General features: G+C 61.1%; 19 protein-coding genes and 2 pseudogenes. 14 read left to right on the top strand and 7 right to left on the bottom strand.

The features are described 5' to 3' along the window. Positions 1-105 precede the first annotated feature (105 nt). The 4 genes from VFN25_RS07280 (at position 106) to ubiA (ending at position 4,648) form a co-directional block, all read left to right on the top strand. On the top strand, positions 106-1,701 hold the full coding sequence (locus VFN25_RS07280; protein ID WP_325140348.1) for an ExeA family protein: 1,596 nt from the start codon (positions 106-108) through the stop codon (positions 1,699-1,701). 12 nt (positions 1,702-1,713) lie between these two features. Beyond that, complete coding sequence (locus VFN25_RS07285) at positions 1,714-2,547, top strand: general secretion pathway protein GspB (RefSeq protein WP_325140350.1); 834 nt, start codon at positions 1,714-1,716, stop codon at positions 2,545-2,547. A 26-nt stretch (positions 2,548-2,573) separates the two neighbouring features. Continuing rightward, the gene (locus VFN25_RS07290; RefSeq protein WP_325140353.1) at positions 2,574-3,260 is read left to right on the top strand and encodes a rhomboid family intramembrane serine protease; all 687 of its coding nucleotides are present in this window, start codon (positions 2,574-2,576) and stop codon (positions 3,258-3,260) included. Between the two features lie 485 nt (positions 3,261-3,745). Continuing rightward, entirely contained in the window at positions 3,746-4,648 is a 903-nt protein-coding gene (gene ubiA / locus VFN25_RS07295; RefSeq protein ID WP_325140385.1) for a 4-hydroxybenzoate octaprenyltransferase, read from the top strand. A 194-nt stretch (positions 4,649-4,842) separates the two neighbouring features. On the opposite strand, the gene VFN25_RS07300 is transcribed toward ubiA, so the two are convergent. Beyond that, on the bottom strand, positions 4,843-5,571 hold the full coding sequence (locus tag VFN25_RS07300; protein WP_325140355.1) for a ComF family protein: 729 nt from the start codon (positions 5,569-5,571) through the stop codon (positions 4,843-4,845). A gap of 46 nt (positions 5,572-5,617) precedes the next feature. Between VFN25_RS07300 and bioB the strand changes: the two genes are divergently transcribed. The 5 genes from bioB to bioC are packed head-to-tail and all read left to right on the top strand — an operon-like array spanning position 5,618 to position 9,946. Further along, positions 5,618-6,658, top strand: a complete 1,041-nt coding sequence (gene bioB, locus VFN25_RS07305) for a biotin synthase BioB (RefSeq protein WP_325140387.1) — start codon at positions 5,618-5,620, stop codon at positions 6,656-6,658. A gap of 56 nt (positions 6,659-6,714) precedes the next feature. Further along, positions 6,715-7,893 (top strand): 8-amino-7-oxononanoate synthase, encoded by a 1,179-nt coding sequence (bioF, locus tag VFN25_RS07310; RefSeq protein ID WP_325140357.1) that lies wholly within the window; start codon positions 6,715-6,717, stop codon positions 7,891-7,893. After that, positions 7,890-8,288, top strand: coding sequence for a DUF7079 family protein (locus tag VFN25_RS07315; RefSeq protein WP_325140359.1), 399 nt, complete (start codon positions 7,890-7,892; stop codon positions 8,286-8,288). Before bioF ends, VFN25_RS07315 begins: the two co-directional genes overlap by 4 nt. A gap of 3 nt (positions 8,289-8,291) precedes the next feature. Beyond that, positions 8,292-9,068 (top strand): pimeloyl-ACP methyl ester esterase BioH, encoded by a 777-nt coding sequence (gene bioH / locus VFN25_RS07320; protein WP_325140361.1) that lies wholly within the window; start codon positions 8,292-8,294, stop codon positions 9,066-9,068. Next, on the top strand, positions 9,065-9,946 hold the full coding sequence (gene bioC, locus VFN25_RS07325) for a malonyl-ACP O-methyltransferase BioC (protein WP_325140363.1): 882 nt from the start codon (positions 9,065-9,067) through the stop codon (positions 9,944-9,946). Before bioH ends, bioC begins: the two co-directional genes overlap by 4 nt. A gap of 21 nt (positions 9,947-9,967) precedes the next feature. On the opposite strand, the gene VFN25_RS07330 is transcribed toward bioC, so the two are convergent. Further along, on the bottom strand, positions 9,968-10,636 hold the full coding sequence (locus tag VFN25_RS07330; RefSeq protein WP_325140389.1) for a hypothetical protein: 669 nt from the start codon (positions 10,634-10,636) through the stop codon (positions 9,968-9,970). Positions 10,637-10,667: 31 nt separating this feature from the next. Then, a pseudogene (hemP, locus tag VFN25_RS16800) lies at positions 10,668-10,754 on the bottom strand (hemin uptake protein HemP); the annotation flags it as partial. Between the two features lie 252 nt (positions 10,755-11,006). Here hemP and VFN25_RS07340 point away from each other — a divergent pair. Next, the gene (locus VFN25_RS07340) at positions 11,007-11,564 is read left to right on the top strand and encodes a TMEM165/GDT1 family protein (RefSeq protein WP_325140365.1); all 558 of its coding nucleotides are present in this window, start codon (positions 11,007-11,009) and stop codon (positions 11,562-11,564) included. Positions 11,565-12,510: 946 nt separating this feature from the next. Here the strand turns inward: VFN25_RS07340 and VFN25_RS07345 are convergent. After that, complete coding sequence (locus VFN25_RS07345) at positions 12,511-12,849, bottom strand: P-II family nitrogen regulator (RefSeq protein ID WP_325140367.1); 339 nt, start codon at positions 12,847-12,849, stop codon at positions 12,511-12,513. 458 nt (positions 12,850-13,307) lie between these two features. Between VFN25_RS07345 and ubiK the strand changes: the two genes are divergently transcribed. The 4 genes and pseudogenes from ubiK (at position 13,308) to VFN25_RS07365 (ending at position 17,412) form a co-directional block, all read left to right on the top strand. Further along, complete coding sequence (ubiK, locus tag VFN25_RS07350; protein ID WP_325140369.1) at positions 13,308-13,568, top strand: ubiquinone biosynthesis accessory factor UbiK; 261 nt, start codon at positions 13,308-13,310, stop codon at positions 13,566-13,568. A gap of 63 nt (positions 13,569-13,631) precedes the next feature. After that, a pseudogene (locus tag VFN25_RS07355) lies at positions 13,632-14,468 on the top strand (YifB family Mg chelatase-like AAA ATPase); the annotation flags it as partial. Between the two features lie 82 nt (positions 14,469-14,550). After that, positions 14,551-16,488 (top strand): hypothetical protein, encoded by a 1,938-nt coding sequence (locus VFN25_RS07360; RefSeq protein WP_325140371.1) that lies wholly within the window; start codon positions 14,551-14,553, stop codon positions 16,486-16,488. Positions 16,489-16,623: 135 nt separating this feature from the next. After that, entirely contained in the window at positions 16,624-17,412 is a 789-nt protein-coding gene (locus tag VFN25_RS07365; protein ID WP_325140374.1) for a hypothetical protein, read from the top strand. A gap of 6 nt (positions 17,413-17,418) precedes the next feature. On the opposite strand, the gene VFN25_RS16805 is transcribed toward VFN25_RS07365, so the two are convergent. Genes VFN25_RS16805 through istA form a run of 3 tightly spaced genes read right to left on the bottom strand, consistent with a single transcriptional unit; the run spans position 17,419 to position 20,363 of the window. Continuing rightward, entirely contained in the window at positions 17,419-18,021 is a 603-nt protein-coding gene (locus VFN25_RS16805; RefSeq protein WP_414648890.1) for a 5' nucleotidase, NT5C type, read from the bottom strand. Positions 18,022-18,024: 3 nt separating this feature from the next. Continuing rightward, positions 18,025-18,783 carry an IS21-like element helper ATPase IstB gene (gene istB, locus VFN25_RS07375; protein WP_325140378.1) on the bottom strand — a complete coding sequence of 253 codons (759 nt, stop codon included), beginning with the start codon at positions 18,781-18,783 and terminating at the stop codon, positions 18,025-18,027. Beyond that, a complete protein-coding gene (gene istA, locus VFN25_RS07380) occupies positions 18,777-20,363 on the bottom strand; it encodes an IS21 family transposase (RefSeq protein WP_325140380.1) in 1,587 nt (528 codons plus the stop codon). The genes istB and istA overlap by 7 nt, the downstream gene beginning before the upstream one ends. Positions 20,364-21,066 lie beyond the last annotated feature (703 nt).

Consider the following 21,066-nt stretch of genomic DNA (forward strand, 5'->3'; position numbering starts at 1 on the left):
AGTCCATTGGGGCTCTTCGCACAAAGTGCAGCGATTCCATGTCGTTTCGCCGTTGCAATGCAACAATGCACGCGTCCGACCCATGCAGTCGGGTAGAGTAGACCCATGTATCTTGAGTATTACGGCCTGCGCGAGGCCCCGTTTTCAATAACGCCGGATCCGCGCTATGTTTTCTTGTCCGAGCGCCATCGGGATGCGCTCGCGCACCTGTTGTACGGCGTCGGCAAGGGCGGCAGTGGCGGATTCGTCCAGCTCACTGGCGAAGTCGGTACCGGCAAGACCACGCTGAGCCGCTTGCTGCTCGAACAGTTGCCCGAAGACACCAAGGTTGCCTTGTTGCTCAATCCGAAGCTGTCGCCGGTTGAGATGATCGAGACCGTCTGCGAAGAGCTGAAGCTGGATATCAAGGGCAAGCAAGGCAGTCTCAAGGGCCTGACTGACGCACTCAACACCTATCTGCTCGATGCCTATGCGCAAGGCTTGCGCGTTGTCCTTATCGTCGATGAGGCGCAGAACCTCTCGCTCGATGCACTCGAGCAGATTCGCCTGCTGACCAATCTGGAAACGCCGACGCAAAAGCTGCTGCAAATCATCCTGCTCGGCCAGCCCGAGTTGCGCGACATGCTCAATCGTCCGGAAATGCGTCAGCTTGCCCAGCGCATCACCGCGCGCTATCACCTGACCCCGCTCGACTCGGCCGAGGCCGAGGCCTATGTAAAACACCGCATGGCCGTGGCGGGCTGCCAGCATATGCCGTTTTCGCGCCTCGGCATGCGCGCATTGTTCCAGCGCTCAGGCGGGATTCCGCGCCTGATCAATGTGATCGCCGATCGTGCATTGATGGCCGGCTATGCGCGTGAGCAGCAAACCATCGGCGAGCGCCTGGTCGATCGCTCGGCGGACGAAACCCTGCCCGGCCACGCACGCTACTGGGTGCGCCGCTATGCGCGCTGGGTGCTTGCCGCGCTGATCGTGCTTGCGCTGTCCGTGTTCGGCTACCACGCCCTCGACGAGGACACTGACGAACCACCGGTCAAGCCAGTCGTCGTTGCCAGCTCCAAACCCGTCGAATCCGGCGTCGACAAGCTGCAGGCGGAGTTGGCCGATCCCCCGGAAACCGAATTGTCGACGCTGACCAAGCTGCTCTCACGCTGGCAGGTTGGATCCGACGAGGTTTCGGTGCGCGCGGCTTCGCGCTGCCCGCCGGTGATCGCCCCCGGCATCAATTGCCTGCGTGGTCATGGCACGCTCGAACAGGTGGTCCGCTTTGATCGTCCGCTGATCCTCATTCTTGGCGACAGCGACAAACCGCTGTACGCCCTGCTTCAGGGGGCCGGTCGCAGCAAGGTCAAAATTGATGTTGCCGGCGACAGCATCACGCTTCCGCGCGAGGCGCTGTCTCGATTCTGGACCGGCGAATTCATCGCCGTCTGGCGCGTACCCGTGGCGATCACCGGTTCGCTGCGCCTTGGAGATGCCGGTCCCGGTGTCGCCTGGGCCAAGCAAAACCTGAATCACCTCGATGGCGGAGCCGATGCGGAAACCGGTCCGGCCTATTTCGACGCCGAACTGGTCGAGCGCGTGCGCAAGCTGCAACTCGCCTACGCCATTCAGGCCGATGGCATCATTGGCCCGGAAACCCTGTTTGCCCTGTCCGCCCTGGACGAAACCGGTCCGCATCTGACCCGCAACATCGAGTAGATCGATCGCATCATGTCGCTGATTCTTGAAGCCCTGAAAAAGTCCGAACGCCAGCGTCGCCTGGGGGAGTCGCCATCGATTGGTTCGCCGGTCATCGCCGTGCGCCGTCGACGCAGCCTGCTGCCAATCCTGATCGTGCTGATCGCAATCGGCCTGATTGCCCTTTGGTGGTTTCGCCGCGACGGTGCCGACCCGGCGCCCGCGACGCAAGTGACCAGCGCGCCGGCAACGACTGCAACGACACCTGCACCTGCAAGAGTCGCCGACGCCACGACGTTCAACGATACCCCGCCGCCGGCAAAGCTTGGCCAGCCGAATCCGGAGACAACCCGGGCTGGCAACGCGCAGGCCGGCACGGCCAATGCCGAACGGCGGCGCAAGCTGCGCGATGGTGAACTGGTCGCAACCAATCCCGCTGCCGGACCTGCGGCGACGATCAAGGAATCCGAACCGGTTTCGGCGGCCGACCCCGCAGCACTGGCGTCGGCGATGGCCGATGCCGGAATGCCTGCGCCAGGCACCGACAAACCCGCTGCACCCGGCAGCCAGGTCCGCCGCAACGCTGACAAGGCGGCCAAGCCAGCAGCGGCGCCTGTGCAAGCCCAGGCGGATGGCCTCAAGCTGATGTGGGAGCTGCCCCTGGTCACCCGGCGCGAATTGCCCGAGATCAAGATCAGCATGCATGTCTTCGCCAAGGATCCGGCGCAACGCTTTGTCATCATCAACGGCGAGCGCCATGTCCAGGGCGATGATATCGACGGCATGATGCTGATCGAAATTCGCAGCGATGGCGTGGTGTTCGAGCACGAAGGCGTTCGCTTTCTGTATCCGCGCGGCGGTCGCTGAGCGGACAGGCGAGGACGAAGAAGAACATGTTCGTCCAGCTCGAAAGTCGACGCAAAGCACGGCCACCGTGGGCCACATTCCTGTTGGTTGCCGCCTGCGTGACGATGTTCCTGTGGATTGTCGCCGAACCGGTTTCCGAGCGCGGCCGTCTGCTCAATATCTGGGGAACCGTGCCGACAACCCTGCTCGACAACCAGGTGCCCTGGCAGACCCAGCTTGTTGAACTGCGTTTCGCACGCCTGGTCACGGCTTTGTTCATCCATGCCGACTGGATCCATCTGTCGACCAACATGTTGTTCCTGATCATCTTTGGCGTGCCCACCGAGCGCGCCCTCGGGGCCGGTCGCTTTCTGCTGTTGGTCATTCTCGGCGGGGCGCTGGCCAATCTGATCGGTGCCTTGACTCTGGCCGCGGTCAACTCACCGATCATCGGCTCCAGCGGAGCGGTTTCGGGTGTGGTCGGTGCCTATCTGGCCCTGTTTCCGCGCGCCCATCTGGGGCTTGTCCTGCCACTGGGGTTCTTTCTCGAATTCGTGCGTGTCCCGGCTTCCTTGCTGATCGGATTCTGGGCCGTATTGCAGATTCTTTTCACCTATGTCGGTCCGGCTTTCGGCGCGGTCGCCTGGTGGACCCATGTTTCGGGCTTTCTGATTGGCATCCTGCTTGCGCTTGCATGGCGACCCGGGTTGGCCAGGCGCGCGCGCCGTTCCTGAAGTACGGTCGTTGTTTTCTGCGTTGCCTTAGACTGGATACCATGAACGAAGTCCCTCCTCCTTCCGATCCGTCGAGCCGCCCGAAGCGCGTGCTGAAGACGGCAGCAAAGACCGATCCGGCATCGCCAGCGCGCAAGAGCGCGGCAGCAACAAAAACCGTGGCGGCATCACGATCGGTGCCGCGATCGCCTCCGCCCCGGACAAAACCAGCGCCACTCGGCAGCCCGCCGACAACAGCGGCGGCCGCCAGTGTCGCCCGATCAGCTGCCAGCGAGACCGCTGCCACCAAACCCGCAGCCAGGCGCTCGGCGGAAAAGAAAAATGTGCCGCGTGCAAACACCGGCGATACCGGCGATGGCGTTCCGCCGCCATGGGCGGATGCGCCGGCGGTCGAGCTGCCCGTGCACGGCGCAGCGAAGAAAGACTCTGCGAGAAAAGCCGGCAAAGCGGCGCCGGCTCATCCTGCCGACGCTTCGACACGTTCGATGCAAGTGATCACGTGGCTGACCTCTGGCTTGGCTGATCCGTGGCGCGAGCGCATTCGCGAATATCTGGTGCTGATGCGCATGGATCGTCCGGTTGGCGCGTTGCTGCTGTTGTGGCCGACGCTTTGGGGTCTGTGGTTTGCAGCCAACGATTTTCCGCCAATCGGCGCGCTGATCATTTTCACCCTTGGCGTATTCGTCATGCGCGCAGCGGGTTGCGTGATCAACGACTACGCCGATCACGGCTGGCTTGATGGTGAAGTCGAACGCACCCGCAACCGGCCGATGGCAGCGGGTCGGGTGTCGAAGAAGGAGGCGCTGTTGTTGTTCGCCGGCCTGCTTGGATGCGCCTTCGTGCTCGTGTTGTTGACCAATGCCCTGACCATCAAGTTGTCGTTCGCCGGTGCCGCGTTGGCCGCGATTTACCCGTTCTGCAAGCGCTATACCCATCTTGCCCAGGTCGTTCTCGGCGCTGCCTTCGGCTGGTCGATTCCGATGGCCTTTGCTGCGGTGACCGGCGAAGTGTCCGCGCTGGGCTGGTTGCTGTTTCTGGCCAACGTGCTGTTCTCGACGGTCTATGACACCGAATACGCCATGGTCGATCGCGAAGACGACATCCGCGTTGGCGCCAAGTCCACCGCGATTCTGTTCGCTGATGCCGACCGCCCGATCCTCGGCATCCTCATGTTTACGTTTCTGTTTGCCATGTTGCTGGCGGGCACCCGGGCAGAACTCGGCTGGCCATATTTTGCCGGTCTCGGCATTGCCGCCGGCTTGTTCGCCTGGCAGCAATGGCTGATCCGCCATCGCGAACGCGAAGCCTGCTTCGCCGCGTTCCGCAACAACAACTGGGTTGGTTTTGTGTTGTGGGTTGGCTTGCTGTTGGCGCTGGCGATTCGTTGATCGGGGCCGGTTGCCGAGGTCGAAGGTTCGGTAGTCTCGTGCCTTTGCACTTTTAAGGCACGCCGCAAAGCGGCGTAATGATCAACATGAATCGAGGAGTTGGGTTCTCACCTCGGCGCTCGAAGCTTGTTTTGGGCTTGTCCATGAGCCGGAACGCAAGGCTGTTTCTGCGTCAGCGGGAAATCCGACGACACTCATCGCCGTGCCGGCGCACGCGCGAGTGCCCAGACATCGACGCGTTCGACGCCTGCGTTGCGCAACACTCGAGCACACTCTCTCAAGGTCGTGCCGGTGGTCATGACGTCATCGAGGATCGCGACATGCGCGGGTAGTTCGGCCGCCGAATCCACGGCAAAGGCATCTTTCAGGTTGCGCCGACGAGCCTTGGCATCGAGACCGGTTTGCGCGCTGGTGCTGCGTGTGCGAATCAGGGCATGGGCATCAAGCGGTATTTCCAGGGCTCTGGCCAGCGGCTTGGCCAGTTCAAGCGCCTGGTTGTAGCCGCGTTCGCGCAATCGGGCCTGATGCAAGGGCACGCAGAGCAGGCGCTGCGGTAGCGCGTCGGTCAATTGCCGTCGCGCGCAATCGATCATCAGATGGGCAAGCAGATGCCCGGCGGCGAGATCGCGCCGGAACTTGAAGCGCGATTCGAGCAGATTCAGCGGATGCGCGTAACGGTACGGTGCCCAGGCCGAAGCGAATGGCGGCTCGCGTTTGAGGCAGATGCCACATGCATCGGCGGCGTGTTCCAGCGGCAAGGCGCAGCGCGCACAACAACAGGTGTTTTCCGGCAAGTCGGCCAGACAGCCCGCGCACAGGCTGCGCGCTTGCATGCCTTCGCCGCCGCAAAGCAGGCAGCGTGACGGCAGCACCGAGGCGAGCAAAGCACCCAGTACGCCGTCAACTTTCCTCTTCCATTCCAAGTTGACAGGCTCCGATGACGACTCCAGACTCGCCGCACTTTACCCAATGCCGGATGCCGCGATGTCCGTTTCACGCCATGACTGGTCCCGCGACGAGGTGCTTGCGCTCCTCGATCTGCCATTTGCCGATCTGCTTGAGCGCGCCCATTCCGTGCACCGCGCGCACCACGATGCCAATGCGGTACAGGTTTCGACCCTGCTCTCGATCAAGACCGGTGGCTGTCCCGAGGATTGTGCCTATTGCCCGCAGGCGGCGCGTTATTCGACCGGAGTCAAGGCTGAGAAGCTGCTGCCGCTGGAAACCGTGATCGAGCGGGCAAAACAGGCCAGGGCTGCCGGTGCGACGCGCTTTTGCATGGGCGCGGCCTGGCGCTCGCCGAAGGATCGCGATGTGCCGAAAGTCGCCGCGATGATCCGTGCGGTCAACGAACTCGGCATGGAAACCTGCGCCACCCTCGGCATGTTGTCGGAAGAGCAGGCCGAAGCGCTGCAATCGGCCGGTCTCGACTATTACAATCACAATCTCGATAGCGCACCCGAGTTCTACGGCGACGTGATCAAGACTCGCGAATATCAGGATCGTCTCGACACCCTCGGCCATGTGCGCAAGGCCGGCATGAAAACCTGCTGCGGCGGTATCGTCGGCATGGGTGAATCGCGCGAGCAGCGCGGCGGCTTGCTGCAAACCCTGGCCAGCTTGCCCGAGCATCCGCAATCGGTGCCGATCAATCGCCTGGTCCAGGTCGAGGGCACGCCGCTGGCGGGTACTGCCTTGCTTGATCCGTTCGAATTTGTACGCACGGTTGCGGTTGCACGGATCATCATGCCGGCATCGATGGTGCGCCTCTCGGCCGGTCGCGCCGAGATGAGCGATGAGCTGCAGGCCCTGTGTTTCTTCGCCGGAGCCAACTCCATTTTCTACGGTGAGAAGCTGCTGACCACGGGCAATCCCGATGTCCTCGCCGATCAGCAATTGTTCTCGCGACTCGGCATCCATGCCATGCCGATTGACAGCAATTCCGCGCACTCGCGCACCGTGCATGCCGACATTGTCGAGCACGCTGGCTGCGAACCGGCAACCGCCTGAGCACGACGTCGACGCATGATCGAGCAAAGACAAGGGTTGCCCCGGCAACTGCGGCGATGAGCCGACCGTCGCTGCTCAGCAACCTGGCCAATGCCTGCGAGCAGCGCGCGCAGGATGGTTTGCTGCGTCGCCTGCGCACGGTCAGCGCGAGCGACGGCATTTACCTTGTCAGTGATGGCAAGCGACTACGCAATTTTGCCAGCAACGACTATCTCGGCCTGGCCCGGCATCCGCAGTTGCTTGAGGCGCTGATCAAGGCCGCAAAGCAGTGGGGTGTCGGCGCAACGGCTGCGCACCAGCTCGGCGGGCATCGCGATGAACATGCGGCGCTGGAAAGCGAGCTTGCGGCGTGGACCGGTCGCGAACGCGCACTGCTGTTCTCGACCGGCTACATGGCCAATCTCGGCATCATGCAGACCCTGCTCCATCCGCGCGCGGTCTGCGTCCAGGACAAGCTCAACCATGTCTGCCTGATCGATGGCGCTCGCCTGAGCGGGGCACGACTCAAGCGCTATGTGCATGCCGATGTCGAAAGTGCTCGCCGGCAATTGCTTTCCGAGCCGGAGGCCGCTGCACTGCTGGCGAGCGACGGCGTGTTCAGCATGGATGGCGACATCGCACCACTGCGTGCGCTCGCCGATTTGTGCACCGAGCAGCAAGCCACGCTGATGATCGACGATGCGCACGGGCTTGGCGTGCTTGGCGACAACGGAGAGGGCAGCGTCGCCGCGGCCGGGCTCGACGCGCAGGATGTTCCGTTGTTGATGGCAACACTTGGCAAGGCACTCGGTGTCGCCGGGGCCTTTGTCGCCGGACCCGCTGATCTGATTGAAGGATTGCGCCAGTTCGCGCGTACGCAGATCTACACGACCGCAATGCCACCAGCGCTGGCGGCGGCCAGTCGTATTGCGTTGCGCCTGGCCCGCGATGAACATTGGCGACGCGAAAAGCTGCTGCGCCTGATCGCCTTCTTTCGCCACGGCGCCAGTCAACACGGAATCGTGCTTGCCAATTCACCTACGCCAATTCAGCCCGTGCTGATTGGTGCCAGCGATTCCGCCATGACGGTTTCAAGTCGACTCGAGGCGGCCGGCTTTTTCGTACCGGCAATCCGCCCGCCGACGGTTCCTGAAAATTCGGCACGACTGCGTGTCACCTTGTCTGCGGAGCACGAGGAATCCGACCTCGCGGAGCTGCTTGCTGCACTGGTCGCCGCCGGGGTGGGCAGCCGGTGACAATCCTCGCCGAAAATCTCGCCTCGCGCCGCCTGGTCTGGGCGCAACTGTCCGAGCTCTATCTCGATACCGAAACCGGTGATTCGCTGCAGTCCGTGGCCCGCGCGCTGGCCGGCTCGGACTACAGCATGGCCGAGCTTCGCGTGATTCTGTTCGATGAGGTGCATCCGGTCCTGCGCGCCAACCTGACCGTCGCAGGCGGTGTGTGGGATGCATTCGACCAGGAATGGCTGGCTGGTAGAATCATGCAGCGCATGGCGCGTCCGCCGTGGCTGCGCGTGCCGGGCTGGTTTCTCTCCGGCGTGGCGAAGACCATCTGGAATGATCTTGCAGCGCGCGTCGAGCGCATTCGCAACGATCCGTCCTTCGCCGATTCCTCCAGGAGCGTGAGCTAGTCAATGAATGTGTCGATCACTTGTCGCGGCCAGGGTCCGGATCTGGTTCTTGTTCACGGCTGGGCCATGCACAGCGGCATCTTCGCGCCGCTCAGCGAGCGCCTGGCCAGACACTTTCGCCTGCATCTGGTTGATCTGCCCGGGCATGGCCACAACCATGACTATGTGCCCGGTTCACTCGATCCGGGCGCGGTCGCCGAGGCCATTGCCAGGGCAACACCGCCCGCGATCTGGATCGGCTGGTCGTTGGGTGGGCTGGTCGCGCTACGCGGCGCCCTCGACCATGCGCGACAGGTTCGCGGTCTCGTCGAAATTGCAGCCAGCCCGCGCTTTGTGCGCGATGTGAATTGGCCGCATGCGGTTCCGGCGACGATCTTTCGCGAGTTCGGCGCCGGACTGGTGGCCGCGTTCCGCCCGGCGATCGAGCGCTTCCTCGCGCTCGAGACGCTGGGTTCAGCCAACGCGCAGGAAGAATTGCGCGAGCTCAAGGCGCGCGTGTTCGAGCGTGGCGACCCATCGGAACAGGCGTTGCTCGATGGTCTGGACATTCTCGATCGAGCCGACTATCGCGCTGAACTTGCGACGTTCAGCACGCCGAGCCTGTGGATCGCCGGGCGCCGCGACCGTCTGGTTCCAGCCGCCGCCATGCAATGGGCGGCAGAACAAACAGGACGCGGCAAGTACCTCGAAATTTCGGCCGGTCACGCCCCGTTTTTGAGTCACGCCAACGAGGTCGCCGAGGCAATCTCGGAGTTCGCGAACGTGGCGGTCGCGGCATGAGCGGTATTTTCGATTCCGCTCAGGTTCGTCGTTCGTTCGGTCGCGCTGCAGCGAGCTACGACGCCCACGCCATCCTGCAAGAAGAAGTGCAAGCGCGCCTGCAGGAACGTCTTGATGATTCCAAACTCGCTCCTTCGCGCATCGTCGATGTCGGCAGTGGCACCGGACGCGGCACCGCAGCGCTGCGCAAGCGCTTCCCGCAAGCGCAGACCATCGCCCTCGACCTGGCTCTGCCGATGCTGCAAGCGGCGAAGAAGAATCGTGGCTGGTTGCGCCCGTTTGCACGAGTCTGCGGCGATACCGAGGCTCTGCCTTTTGTTGATGCCAGCGTCGATCTGCTGCACTCGAACCTGTGCCTGCAATGGTCGGGCAACCTTGAAGCCGCATTCGCGAGTTTTCGCCGCGTGATGCGCGCGAACGGCTTGTTGTTGTTCAGTACGTTCGCGCCGCAGACCCTGAACGAGTTGCGCGCGGCATTCGCCGAGGTCGGCGGTGGTGCGCATGTCAGCGGATTTCTCGATATCCAGCAGATCGGCGATGCCGTGCTCGCCGCCGGTTTTCGTGATCCGGTGCTGGAACGCGATGTGTTCACCCTGACCTATCCCGACGTACGCAGCCTGATGCGCGAATTGCGTGCCATCGGCGCGACCAACGCAAACAGGGATCGATCGCGGACCCTGACCGGCAAGGCGCATTTGCAGCGCGTCATCGAGGCCTACGAAACTTTTCGTCACGAGGGGCTGCTTCCAGCGACCTTCGAGGTCGTCTACGCCCAGGCCTGGGCACCGGCCGCCGGGCAGCCGATTCGCTCAGGAAGTCAAGACATTGCCAGTTTTCCGATTGACAGCTTGCGTGGTTCACGGCGTCGGCGAAACTGAGTCCCGCTGCGCAATCGCTTTTCAGGGCAGCTGCAAAGGCGAAGCCCACTCGGCATTTTCGTCGCGTGCGATGACTCGCACGATATCCAGGCCCAATAGCGAGATGCGCAAAGGCGGCTGTGCGCCGAGCACGCTCAGCCACGGCCGCTGCTTGAAGCTGAACTCGAGCAGATGCGCTCGCCAACGGTGGCCGAAGTGATCCAGCGCCCGGCGCAGGAAGCTTGCGTGTGAAGGCGGTTCTGTATTTGGCGGCTCAGTTTCGGTCAGATGCGTCGCCAGGCACATCTGGTCCCAGGCCAGCACATCAGAGTCGGGCAGCAGGAACAACTTGGCGCCAGCGCTGCCGTCACTCGAGTGGAACGAGAGCCACTCACGCGGACCTTGCGGCGTGACCCGCTGGTGAGCGCGGATTACCTTGCAGTTTGCCAGCGCGGTGATGGCTGGATGATCGAGCAGCAGCGTCGATCCCGAGTGACGCGTCGGCAGCTTGTCGAGGCCGGCCTGTCGGTGTTGCAACCACAGCACCGGCCCCAATCGAGGCAGCCATGACAGCAGTTCGTTGCTGGCAAATGGCTGTTGCGGCCGATGTCGGGCCGGTCGCGAGGCATGCGCATAGGCCTCGGGTTCGCGGTCGCAATCCGCAACATCCAGCGGCGGGAGATCTTCGCAAAGTGGGTATCCGTCGCTCATCGTCATGGCCTTTGGTGTGGGATACCGCTCTCTTGGTCAGGATCAGCTTGTCGTTGCGGGTCAGGCGCAAACGATATTCCTCGCCCGCGTGCGCAATCAGCAGTTCACGCCCGCCTTGCAACAAATGCGTGCTATCGGTACGCTGCGGCTGTCGGTTGAGTGATGGCCGCGGTTGAAAGCCCGTTTGGGTTGGGCTTTGTGCGGACGCGGCGTTGGATGAATGCATCTCGGAACTCAGCATGGCGGACTCCGTTGATCGACAGTTCCTGAATGATAACGATTCGCATTCGCGTGTCAAGCAGCGGAATCTTGCCTCGACAAAACTCACTCGTAAGGCTATCAAGGCGCCTTCCGAAACCGTGGAGCTTCAGTGCAAACCCTGTTGATATCGACGGCCGCCGTCGCCATCGCCGAAATGGGCGACAAAACCCAGCTGCTGTCTCTGATTCTTGCCGCGAAATATCGCAAACCGTTGCCCATCTGCGTCGGCATCCTGATCGCGACCCTGGCCAACCACGGCATCGCGGCATGGTTCGGTGCCAGCGTTTCGGCCTTGTTGGCACCGGATGTTCTGCGCTGGATCGTGGCGATTTCGTTTCTTGTCATCGGCTTGTGGACCCTGATTCCGGATAAGGTCAACGCCGACGAAATACCTGATCGAGGCAGCCGCGGCGTCCTCGCAGCAACCCTGATTGCGTTCTTCCTCGCCGAAATGGGCGACAAGACCCAGGTTGCGACCGTGGTTTTGGCGGCGCAATACACGCCGCTATGGCAAGTAGTGGTGGGCACGACGATCGGCATGTTGCTGGCCAATGTGCCGGTGGTCTGGCTAGGCGCACGCTTTGCTGATCGCCTGCCGTTGCGGGCGGCGCGGATTGGCGCGGCCTTGCTGTTTGTTGCGCTCGCGATCTGGATTGCGTTCCGCTGAAGACCAAGGAGATTTCGCTTGCAAGGTTTGTCATGAGGCGTTCCGGCGCCAACGCGATCTCTCGCTCGGCCATCACTCGCCTCCAGCCTTCAGTCACCCTTGCAAAAACAGGGTCCAGTGACTTTTCTGTTTTGCAGCACGCTCGGCAACTGCTGCGTTGTGCTGCACATGGATGTGCGAATGTCGCGTGCGCAGGATGCGCAGCAGCGACCTCTCGACGGCTGTTGCCGACGCCGTTCTACCGCTTCCATCCATGGAGGCGTACCTCATGCATCCATGCAGTCGCCTGCGCAGCCAAGACGAATCAGATTCCCGCATGCTCGCGCTTTTGACTTTGGCTTTGCTCTTTGCTGTGGCGCGCACGATGCGCGCTTTATGGGGTCCCCTCGATCGCGGCGAGGTTGCGGAGGACCAGCCCGAAGGGTCGCCCACACGATGTGGGCGAGTTTGACGCCAGTCCAGGGATGGACTGTCGGCGAACCCCGGAGCGGCCTCGCGCACCTGGAGCACAGGGACTGTGCGCAAGGCGCGATTGCGGGGTGGCCTTTCTCTTGGTGCCTTCTCTTTGGCCACGCAAAGAGAAGACACTCGCTCGCCCGGAGGCGAGTGAAAAAGGGCAGGGATGCCGCGTCGCGAAGCGGCGTAAAAATCACCATGGATCCAGAGTCTTGGATATTCCGACACAGCAGCAGAGCGTGTCCCGAACTTGTCCAAGTGCCGGAATGACGAACTCATTTCTGTTCCTCCATGAAATCCGATGTCGAGTTTCGCGAAACCGACCAGAAGTTGATGCCGAAACTTGTGATCAAGAGACAGGCGTTGGCGAGGGGGCATGTGACAATCCAGCCGAGTCGAATCTAGGGCCTGTTCACATTATTACGACGAATGGCGTTGCGCTGCGACTTTCCGGCCTCCGGCACCATCGGCGGAATAGTGCGAACAGGCCCTAGAGTGCGTCGTCGTCAAGCTCGCCTGTGCGGATGCGCATGACCTGATCAAGCTGCCAGACGAAGATCTTGCCGTCGCCGATCTTGCCGCTGTTGGCGCTTTCACGCAGGGTTTCGACGACGCGTTCGAGCTGATCTTCGGCGACCGCAATCTCGATCTTGATCTTGGGCAGGAAGTCGACGACGTATTCCGCTCCGCGATAGAGCTCGGTGTGGCCTTTCTGGCGGCCGAAGCCCTTGACCTCGCTGACGGTGATGCCCTGAACGCCGATATCGGCAAGCGCCTCGCGCACGTCATCGAGCTTGAACGGTTTGATGATCGCCATGACCATTTTCATGCGCTGTGTCCTTGAGATCGTGGAATGGTGACAACTATAGCGGCAATCCGATTTCGTGAAGATCCCTGAGCGGTGCTATCTGCAAAGCCGGCACGCGGCGATGGCGGGCTGCCGGCCGCGTGGCTTGTGAATTCGCCGTTCCCTGCACTCAGCCGTCCCCGCCCCTTGTAGGAAAATTCCTACACGAAAATCAGAAAACGCCCACTGTGGAATGCTTGCGACCTGCCTAGACTCTGTTGCCAAGGGATGGCCCGTCGGCAACACCGCTGACGCAGGCGCTGGGACGCGAGCAGGGATGCAGGCACGGATGCAAGCAGGGATTTGCAGTCGACTGCGATGACGTTCGCGTCATCGCGGTCGACACTTCCCACATCGCTCGGGGTTCTCGCTGATTTGCAGCGGCCGATTCAAGCGCCGCCGGTTACCATAGCGTGCTCCCCAACGTTTCGAGGTTTGCCATGATTACTGCCACCACCATCGACGAACTGGCACAACGCCTCGCCGCCATTGTTCCCACAGGGATGAAGGAAGCCCGTGAAGATCTCGGCAAGAACTTCCACGCAATCCTGCAAACCGGACTCGGCAAGCTCGATCTGGTCACGCGCGAGGAGTTTGACGTGCAGCGCTGCGTGTTGTTGCGCACGCGCGAGAAGATCGAGCAGCTTGAACGACAGCTCGCCGCGCTCGAGGCCTCGATATCGGCCCAGCCGCGACACTGACTGGTGTTGTTGCGCGGATCGCGGCGCTGAAGGTTCGATTGTTTCAACGACGGCAACCCGATCATGAGTCTCGCCGTCGTCTACAGCCGTGCCCAGGAAGGCGTCAGCGCACCGCTGGTCACCTGCGAGGTTCATCTTTCCGGCGGTCTGCCGAGTACTTCCATTGTCGGCCTGCCGGAAACCGCGGTGCGCGAAGCGCGTGATCGCGTGCGTGCGGCCATTCTCAACTGCCAACTCGACTACCCGCAGCGCAAGATCACCGTCGGACTTGCACCGGCCGATCTGCCCAAGGATGGCGGCCGCTTCGATCTGCCGATCGCCATCGGCATTCTTGCCGCCAACGGCAGCATTCCGCGCGATGCGCTGGAGAAGCATGAATTCCTCGGCGAGTTGGCCTTGTCCGGCGGACTGCGTGCCGTCCACGGTGTGTTACCGGCAGTCATGCGCGCCGCATTGTGCGGACGCCGCGTCATTGTTCCGGCCCAGAATGCCGCAGAGGCCGCGCTGGTCAGCGGCGCCGATGTACGCAGCGCGGGCAGTCTGCTCGAAGTGTGTGCGCATCTGTGTGGGCGCGAGAGCTTGCCGCGCGCCGAACGCGCGCCTGAGACGCCGCTCAGCAGCACAGCACCCGATCTCAGCGAAGTTCGCGGTCAGCAACACGCCCGCCGCGCCCTCGAGGTGGCCGCCGCCGGAGCCCACAATTTGCTTCTCGTAGGTCCGCCAGGTACCGGCAAGACCATGCTCGCCTGTCGACTGCCCGGCATCCTGCCGCCGCTGGCCGAGCATGAGGCGCTTGAACTTGCCGCGGTGCGTTCGGTGGCTGGTGTAGACAGCGGGATGAGCAACTGGATGCAGCGCGCTTTCCGTGCGCCGCATCACACCGCTTCGGCGGTTGCTGTCAATTCCGCCTAATTAAACGACCCTCCACTTATAGGCACGACTCGGGTAGGGTAATGGCAGAAAGGTACTGGGCACGAGGTCGATGGAGTTTTTAGAGTTTCCCGAAGGAGATGCATTCTGGTGCATCAAATGGATTGATGGCTACCGACAAGCACATGCGCTGAGTCGAACCAACTCAATCGAGATCCTGTTCCAAGAGCTGCCAGTTTCCTCCAAGTCTGAGGTTGCGCGGTTCCGAACAGACCAAATTACCGCTTTCCTGCGACTCCCTCGCGACAGGTATCCGACATACAAACGTGGTCGCGTACATGTCGGATCGCTGTCGGCTTTGCGCATAGGTCAGGTTTTTCGAACCAAGAAATTGGTCGGCACGCTCCCCACTCAGGTCCAGTCGATTTCGTTGGCAACAGGTGAGTCATGCGGAACGTCGGTGACTTGTGGCGAAGAGTTGCCCCGCCCAAAGAATTGGGACACGCCTTTTCGTGTGCTGAATCCGGTCCAGTTCCATCTACCCAAAGACTTTGCTCCATCCCGATGCTGGATATACCGAGACGATCAAGCTCCTGCGGACATCGTGATTCCCCGCACGCTCATTGAGCAGACGTTCTATTTTCCCCATACGGCCATTGCGAACGCATTCGCGATGGGACCATGGTCCAAGATCAAACGAGAGCTAATCTTCTTCGGCGAATTGAAGTCGGGCCTCAGGACCCAAGTCGATCCCACGACGGGGGAGTGGCACGTAATTCTTGAAACGAAAGTGCCCGACACCTTTGCGCCATTGATGGCGCTCTTTCAATTTGATCCTCACGCTTCTCGATGCGCAGAGGCGTTGTACTCCCAGTCTTTGCAAGATCGCGGAAGCAATCGACATGCACTCTGGTATGCGAGCGGCCATATCCCGCTCCCGCCAGAGGATCGATCGCTACAATTGCAGGTCCGTGGCTTCTGGCTCGCTGACGTTGCTCGAAAGGGTTCGCGAACTTTCCTGGCAACTCATATTGCTGCATTTGATTGGCCGGATATCGTTCCGATGATCGCATGGGAACGCCTCAATAGTGGTGCAGGCTCAGATCAACCGCGCGAGAATGACGGCCCACGCCCGTATTCGGCGTCAAGTTCGAGTCAACGAGCGCACGAAGAAGCGCAACTGTCGGCGCAACACGACGCCTCTTCGCAGTATTCGGCGCTGGCGTTTGAAGGTTTGAACATCAGCTACCTTCGCCAACCCAAAACCAGAAAACTTGAAAAAAATAGTCACCAGCGCTACACCGCATCACCAAGACAATCTTCAGACCCCTCGGAAGAACAAAGCGCTTCCACCGGCGCCAATTCGTCCCAGATCGATACGGATAGGAAGGCGCTGGTAGAAAGCCTTTTGATTCCTGGGCAGGTACATTTTGATCACCTGCTCGCTGCGTTTGAACAATTGGCATTGGAAGGCGTGATTGATGACTACAGTCTGTTCGGGCCACTGCAGTCGTCACTGCGCACCGACCGAAAGGGACTACATTGCTGGAATTTTCTTGACGAAAGGATGCGTTCGCATGGGCGCGTTCCTGGTCGCGGATGGGTCGCCCTCCATCCGAAGGGAAGCCAAACATCCAGCGCTTCAGGAATTCCCCGAGCTGCGCTCGTTCTGCAGCTCACGTTGAATGGTCGGGTCGCCTATTGGATTGAAATCGAGCGACGCCCTAGCGAAGCATCAATGCTGTCGCCGATATTGCTCGACGTCCCACCCGGAATGGAATGCGTGGTGATCGAGCATGCGCTTCAAGCGATTGCTGATGTACGCGGAAGCGGACTTCGACGCGCTATGCCCTACGTAGTGGCGGAATATTCTCCAGCATCTGCAGAGTGCTACCAGCACGCCTATGATCGGGTGAGTGTCGATGGCCGCTTGGCGGTAAAAGGTCTAAAGACCGTAAGCTTGGGAAACTTCATTACTAGGTGTTTCAACGAACCTCCAAAATTCGTCCGTGCACCGGAACGCAGTGATCCGCGCACCGATGCAACATGATCGGCTGGCCGAGTAAAGTGAACACTCGAATGCCTAGGTCAGCTTCCAGCCATTAGAAAAACTCAGGTAGCGAGTTTCATCCATGAGTATCGGTTCAATTTGTGCAACGCAAGCAACCATACCGAGCACAAAAGCATGAACGAGAGACCAGCAAAGCTTGACGACGCGGACTTTGTACACGACCTCATGATAGGGCGTGCCGAGGCGTCGTTACCATATGAGCTTCGCAAGAATACAGGCCTCGTTATAGAACTTAATTTCATTGCCGGCCGCACCCTCCAACTCCTTCACGAAACGTTGAGCGTCGCGCGAATTCTTCACGCAGGTATCGATTCGCTGAAGGGAAATGCGACCCTAGTTGGGAAGCTACGAAAGGAGGTTGGGCAGACAGCGAGTGGGGGAGAACTACTCTCCAACAATCTTCACCCAATGCATTCGATGGTCATAGTAAACCTCTGTTCGGCGCTTGAGGCAGGGATCGACGACACGATCATCGTTGCATTGCGATTTCGACCAGGACTACTCGTCCATCTCGCCAAACTTGGGGTCACGAAACTGACCACGCCGGTTGAGCGCGACCTAACGCATACCGAGGCACAACATGCAGCCTCTAGATTGAAGGCGTTCACGAGAACGGAGAAAATCGCCCCGAACGGTTGGCTCCGACGACTCGAAGCCGTGCGACTCCCCACCGCCATAAGTGACGAACATTGCCGCGCACTCCGCGAGATGATCTACGTGCGTAATTGCATCGTCCATCGAGCGCACTTAGCAGACGAATATTGCCGGAATGAAATGTCGATATTGGTCACAGATGTTGGCCGCAGGATCCGCGTGACGCAGCCCGCCATGGCTGCCTATGCCGGAGCGTGTATGGGAATCGCAATGGCAATAGCGGATATTGCTCAACAACCGTATCTATAAGCAGGTCTACGCCAAATGAGGGCGGGTGCAATTCGGAACATCCACGAGGAAATTCGGGTCCAAAATGGCCTCCCAGCTCTTCCACGTAACCCGCGGGCCCACATGGTTGCCGTTGTAAGGCTGGTCGTAGACTACATGGCACCACGCTGGGGGCCGAGAAACCGGAATCTCAGGGTTGTCGTCGATGAGCACATCTCCGAGGATCAGGCTCTTGTCTTTCGTCACGACGATTCGCCGAACGAACTCGTGGCCGAGGTAGCGTTCAACCCATTCGTATTTTTCAGGAACGCAGTGCCGGTATGCGTCCAACGGGGATGTGCAAATACGAACGTCGATTCCTGCATTGAGCATTGCTTTCGCACCCTCAACGGCCCCAGCAATTGGCGCAAGATCGCGGTAGAAGCTCGGGGCGTGATAAATCGCGTCAACTTGAGCACGCAGATCAAGCGGGTAGTCGTCGCGAACCCGAAACGTCTTGCGTTGATCAGCGCGGATAGCGACTACGTCGGGATGGCGTACCTGCGTATTTCGCTGATCGTGACCGCTCGTTTCGGTTGATCGTGACCGATTTAACCTGAGTCGTTGTGCGTTGGAGTTAGTGTACGTCAGCGGTCACGATGGATTGTCGGATTTGGGTTTTTCCGGTGGTTTTCGGCGCATGGATTCACCCTTCAGGGCGACGCGGTGGGAGCGGTGCACGAGACGGTCAAGAATGGCATCGGCGACGGTGGGATCATTGAGCCAGGCGTGCCAGTGGTCGATCGGCAACTGGCTGGTGATGAGGGTGGACTTGCTGGTGCTGCGGTCGTCGATAACTTCGAGCAGATCGTGACGTGCCGCCTGATCAAGCGGGGTCATGCCCCAGTCGTCGAGGATCAGCACATCGATGCGCGCGAGCTGGGCGAGGACACGACCAAAGCTGCCGTCGGCGTGGGCGATGCGCAGCGTCTCGGTCAGACGCGGGACGCGTTGATAGAGCACCGGGAAGCCCTGACGACAGGCGTGCTGGCCGAGCGCGCAAGCAAGCCAGGTTTTGCCGACACCGGTCGGGCCGGTGAGCAGGATGCTTTGTCCCTGGCGGATCCAGTCGCCGCCGGACAAGGTTGCGATCAGACGCTTGTCGAGTCCGCGACCGGCGCTGTACTGAACGTCTTCCAGACAGGCTTGTGCGTGTTTGAGTTTGGCCGCACGCAAGAGACGTTCAAGGCGTCGGCCGTCACGCCACGCCCGTTCGCGATCGACCAGCAGGCCGAGTCGATCCTCGAAGGCGAGGTCCTCGCAGGCGGGCAGCTGGCGTTGTTCTTCGAGGGCGCACGCCATGCCGTCAAGCTTGAGCGTGCGCAATTGGTCGAGAGTGGGATGGGTCAACATGCAATCTCCTTCAGAGTGGGGTTGGGTGGATCCAGGTAGTAGGCCGGGCCACGCAGATTTTCGTGTGCCGGGCTGATCCAGTCGGCCTGGGGTTGGGTCGTCGGACAGGGCTGCTGATCAAGTCCTGCGCGCAGGATTGAGAGGACCGACTTGCGCGTGCGTGCACCCGTCGCCAGTGCGCGGGCACAGGCTGCTTCAAGACGGGGCAGGCCATATTCGCGGGCCAGCGACAGCAGGCCCAGACAACTGCGATAACCCATCTCCGGGTGCGGACGATCAATCAACAGGTGAGTGACCAACTGATGGGTCGCCGGACCGCTATCGCCGGCCCAGCGCTGGAAGCGCCCGGGGGTCCACTCCCGATGGGCGCGATGGGCGGCGGGCATGTGCTCGGCCACCGTGGTGTGACGGCCACGCGACTCGGCACGTGCGTGGCTCGCCACCCGCTGGCCGCCGTGCAGGATCTCGACCGTCGTGTCAGTGATGCGTGCTTCGACGGTCTTGCGCACCAGCGCGTGCGGCACGCTGTAATAGTGGCCGTCGATGTCGACGTGGTAATCGATATTGACCGTGCACGGCTTGAACCGTGCGATCTCATAGGGCTGGGTTGGCAAGAGCCGCAGCGCGGGCCGGTCGATCGTCTCGAACCACTCGCGTCGATTGCCCGGAAGCTTCTTGAACGCGCGCGCATTCAGTTCGACCAGCAGCTCGGCAATGGCGTGATTGAGGGCGGCCAGAGTGAAGAAGACCTGATGGCGCAACCGGGCCAGGATCCAGCGCTCGACCACCTGCACGCCAACCTCGACTTTGGCCTTGTCCTGCGGCTTGCGCGGTCGCGCCGGCAGGATGGCCATGCCGTAATGCTCGGCGCAGGCTTGGGTGGCCCGGTTGAGCAGCGGCTCATAGCGATCCGGATGCTTGATCAGTGCGCGCGGATTGTCCGGCACCACCAGCGCCGGCACACCGCCAAAGAAGGTCAGTGCCTGACTCAAGCCTCGCAGCCAGTCGGTCTGCGTCTCGCCCGGGGTCGCACAGGCATAGGTGTAGTTCGACGCCCCCAGCACCGCCACGAAGATGTGGGCCCGACGCAATTCGCCGGTGTCCGGATTGACGATGGCCATGGTCGGACCGGCGTAGTCGATGAAGAGCTTCTCACCGGCCCGATGGACTTGACGCATCGAGCGACGCTGCGCTCCGGCATAGTCGTGGTAGTTCTGGCAGAACTGGGTGTACTGGTAGGTCGCCTGTCCGGCATGCGCCTGGCTGTATTCCTGCCAGAGCAATTGCAGGGTGACGCCCTTGCGACGCAGTTCGCGATGCACCCACGGCAGGTCGATAGCGGCGCGATCCCCGCGCACGAGCGCCGGCACCGGGCACAGGCGCGCAAGGATCTGCGCCTCATCCAACGTTGCCGCCGACACCCCGTCCAGCCCGGCAATCCTCGCCCGCGCCACGTACTTGCTGACCACGCCCTTGGACAGGCCCAACGCCCGCCCGATTCGCTCGTGCGACAAGCCGCACTCGAACTTCAATCGCAGTATTTCTTTGATGTCACGCATGGCCACTCGCGGTGTTGGCATCGCTCCCCCGAAACCGGGAAGGATGCGCCGTGAAAGTCATGCACAACGAACGCAGGTGGGGCGTTTCGGTAAGGTGTGACCGATGATTCCGGAAACCGGGAGAAATCGGTCACGATCGACCGAAACAGCCGGTCACACCTTAGCGAAATGACCGGTCACGCCTTACCGAAATGGGCGGTCACGATGGACCGAAATACGCAGCGTACCCGCCATGATGCGAGAAAACCGCGCTCAAAGTCGGCTAGCACTCCATCTTGATCAAGGAGAACGATCATCCTTACTCTATTCCCATTTTCCGACTCTTGAACCATACCGCGTGGCGTTGGCTGCCCGATTTCCAATGCTAGCCTAGATCGCTGACATTCAAAGACTCTGATGGTAAACGGAGGGTTACATAGGACGTCAGGTGAAGCGGGGCTCAATCAGCTGGTAAAAGGCGCCCTTAAGGCGCCAGATACCTGTTTGATTTGACCATCTTGCTTGCGAGTGTCAATCAATAGACGTCCAGTGGCCAGCCTCGCTTAACCATGCTGTTCAAGGATTTCCCGCCTTCACGACGCAAATCGACGTCGCCTACCGAATGGTTAAGGTTTCGTCGCTGTTATTGACGTCAACGCCAGCCGTTTGAGGTTCACCACTGAACTTGGATTGCGGACACGCATTATCATTTTCGTGGCATGCGCTGCGGTTGGCTCCGTGTATT

It is taken from the genome of Dokdonella sp. (assembly GCF_035703485.1).
Lineage (GTDB): Bacteria > Pseudomonadota > Gammaproteobacteria > Xanthomonadales > Rhodanobacteraceae > Dokdonella.

Coding starts and splice junctions, on each gene's coding strand:
- bioH (WP_325140361.1), top strand. CDS start 8,292: ATGAATGTGTCGATCACTTGTCGCGGCCAGGGTCCGGATCTGGTTCTT.
- VFN25_RS07365 (WP_325140374.1), top strand. CDS start 16,624: ATGAACGAGAGACCAGCAAAGCTTGACGACGCGGACTTTGTACACGAC.
- istB (WP_325140378.1), bottom strand. CDS start 18,783: ATGTTGACCCATCCCACTCTCGACCAATTGCGCACGCTCAAGCTTGAC.
- VFN25_RS07330 (WP_325140389.1), bottom strand. CDS start 10,636: ATGAGCGACGGATACCCACTTTGCGAAGATCTCCCGCCGCTGGATGTT.
- ubiK (WP_325140369.1), top strand. CDS start 13,308: ATGATTACTGCCACCACCATCGACGAACTGGCACAACGCCTCGCCGCC.
- VFN25_RS07280 (WP_325140348.1), top strand. CDS start 106: ATGTATCTTGAGTATTACGGCCTGCGCGAGGCCCCGTTTTCAATAACG.
- bioC (WP_325140363.1), top strand. CDS start 9,065: ATGAGCGGTATTTTCGATTCCGCTCAGGTTCGTCGTTCGTTCGGTCGC.
- bioB (WP_325140387.1), top strand. CDS start 5,618: ATGCCGGATGCCGCGATGTCCGTTTCACGCCATGACTGGTCCCGCGAC.
- VFN25_RS07290 (WP_325140353.1), top strand. CDS start 2,574: ATGTTCGTCCAGCTCGAAAGTCGACGCAAAGCACGGCCACCGTGGGCC.
- bioF (WP_325140357.1), top strand. CDS start 6,715: ATGAGCCGACCGTCGCTGCTCAGCAACCTGGCCAATGCCTGCGAGCAG.
- VFN25_RS07285 (WP_325140350.1), top strand. CDS start 1,714: ATGTCGCTGATTCTTGAAGCCCTGAAAAAGTCCGAACGCCAGCGTCGC.
- istA (WP_325140380.1), bottom strand. CDS start 20,363: ATGCCAACACCGCGAGTGGCCATGCGTGACATCAAAGAAATACTGCGA.
- VFN25_RS07360 (WP_325140371.1), top strand. CDS start 14,551: ATGGAGTTTTTAGAGTTTCCCGAAGGAGATGCATTCTGGTGCATCAAA.
- ubiA (WP_325140385.1), top strand. CDS start 3,746: ATGCAAGTGATCACGTGGCTGACCTCTGGCTTGGCTGATCCGTGGCGC.
- VFN25_RS07345 (WP_325140367.1), bottom strand. CDS start 12,849: ATGAAAATGGTCATGGCGATCATCAAACCGTTCAAGCTCGATGACGTG.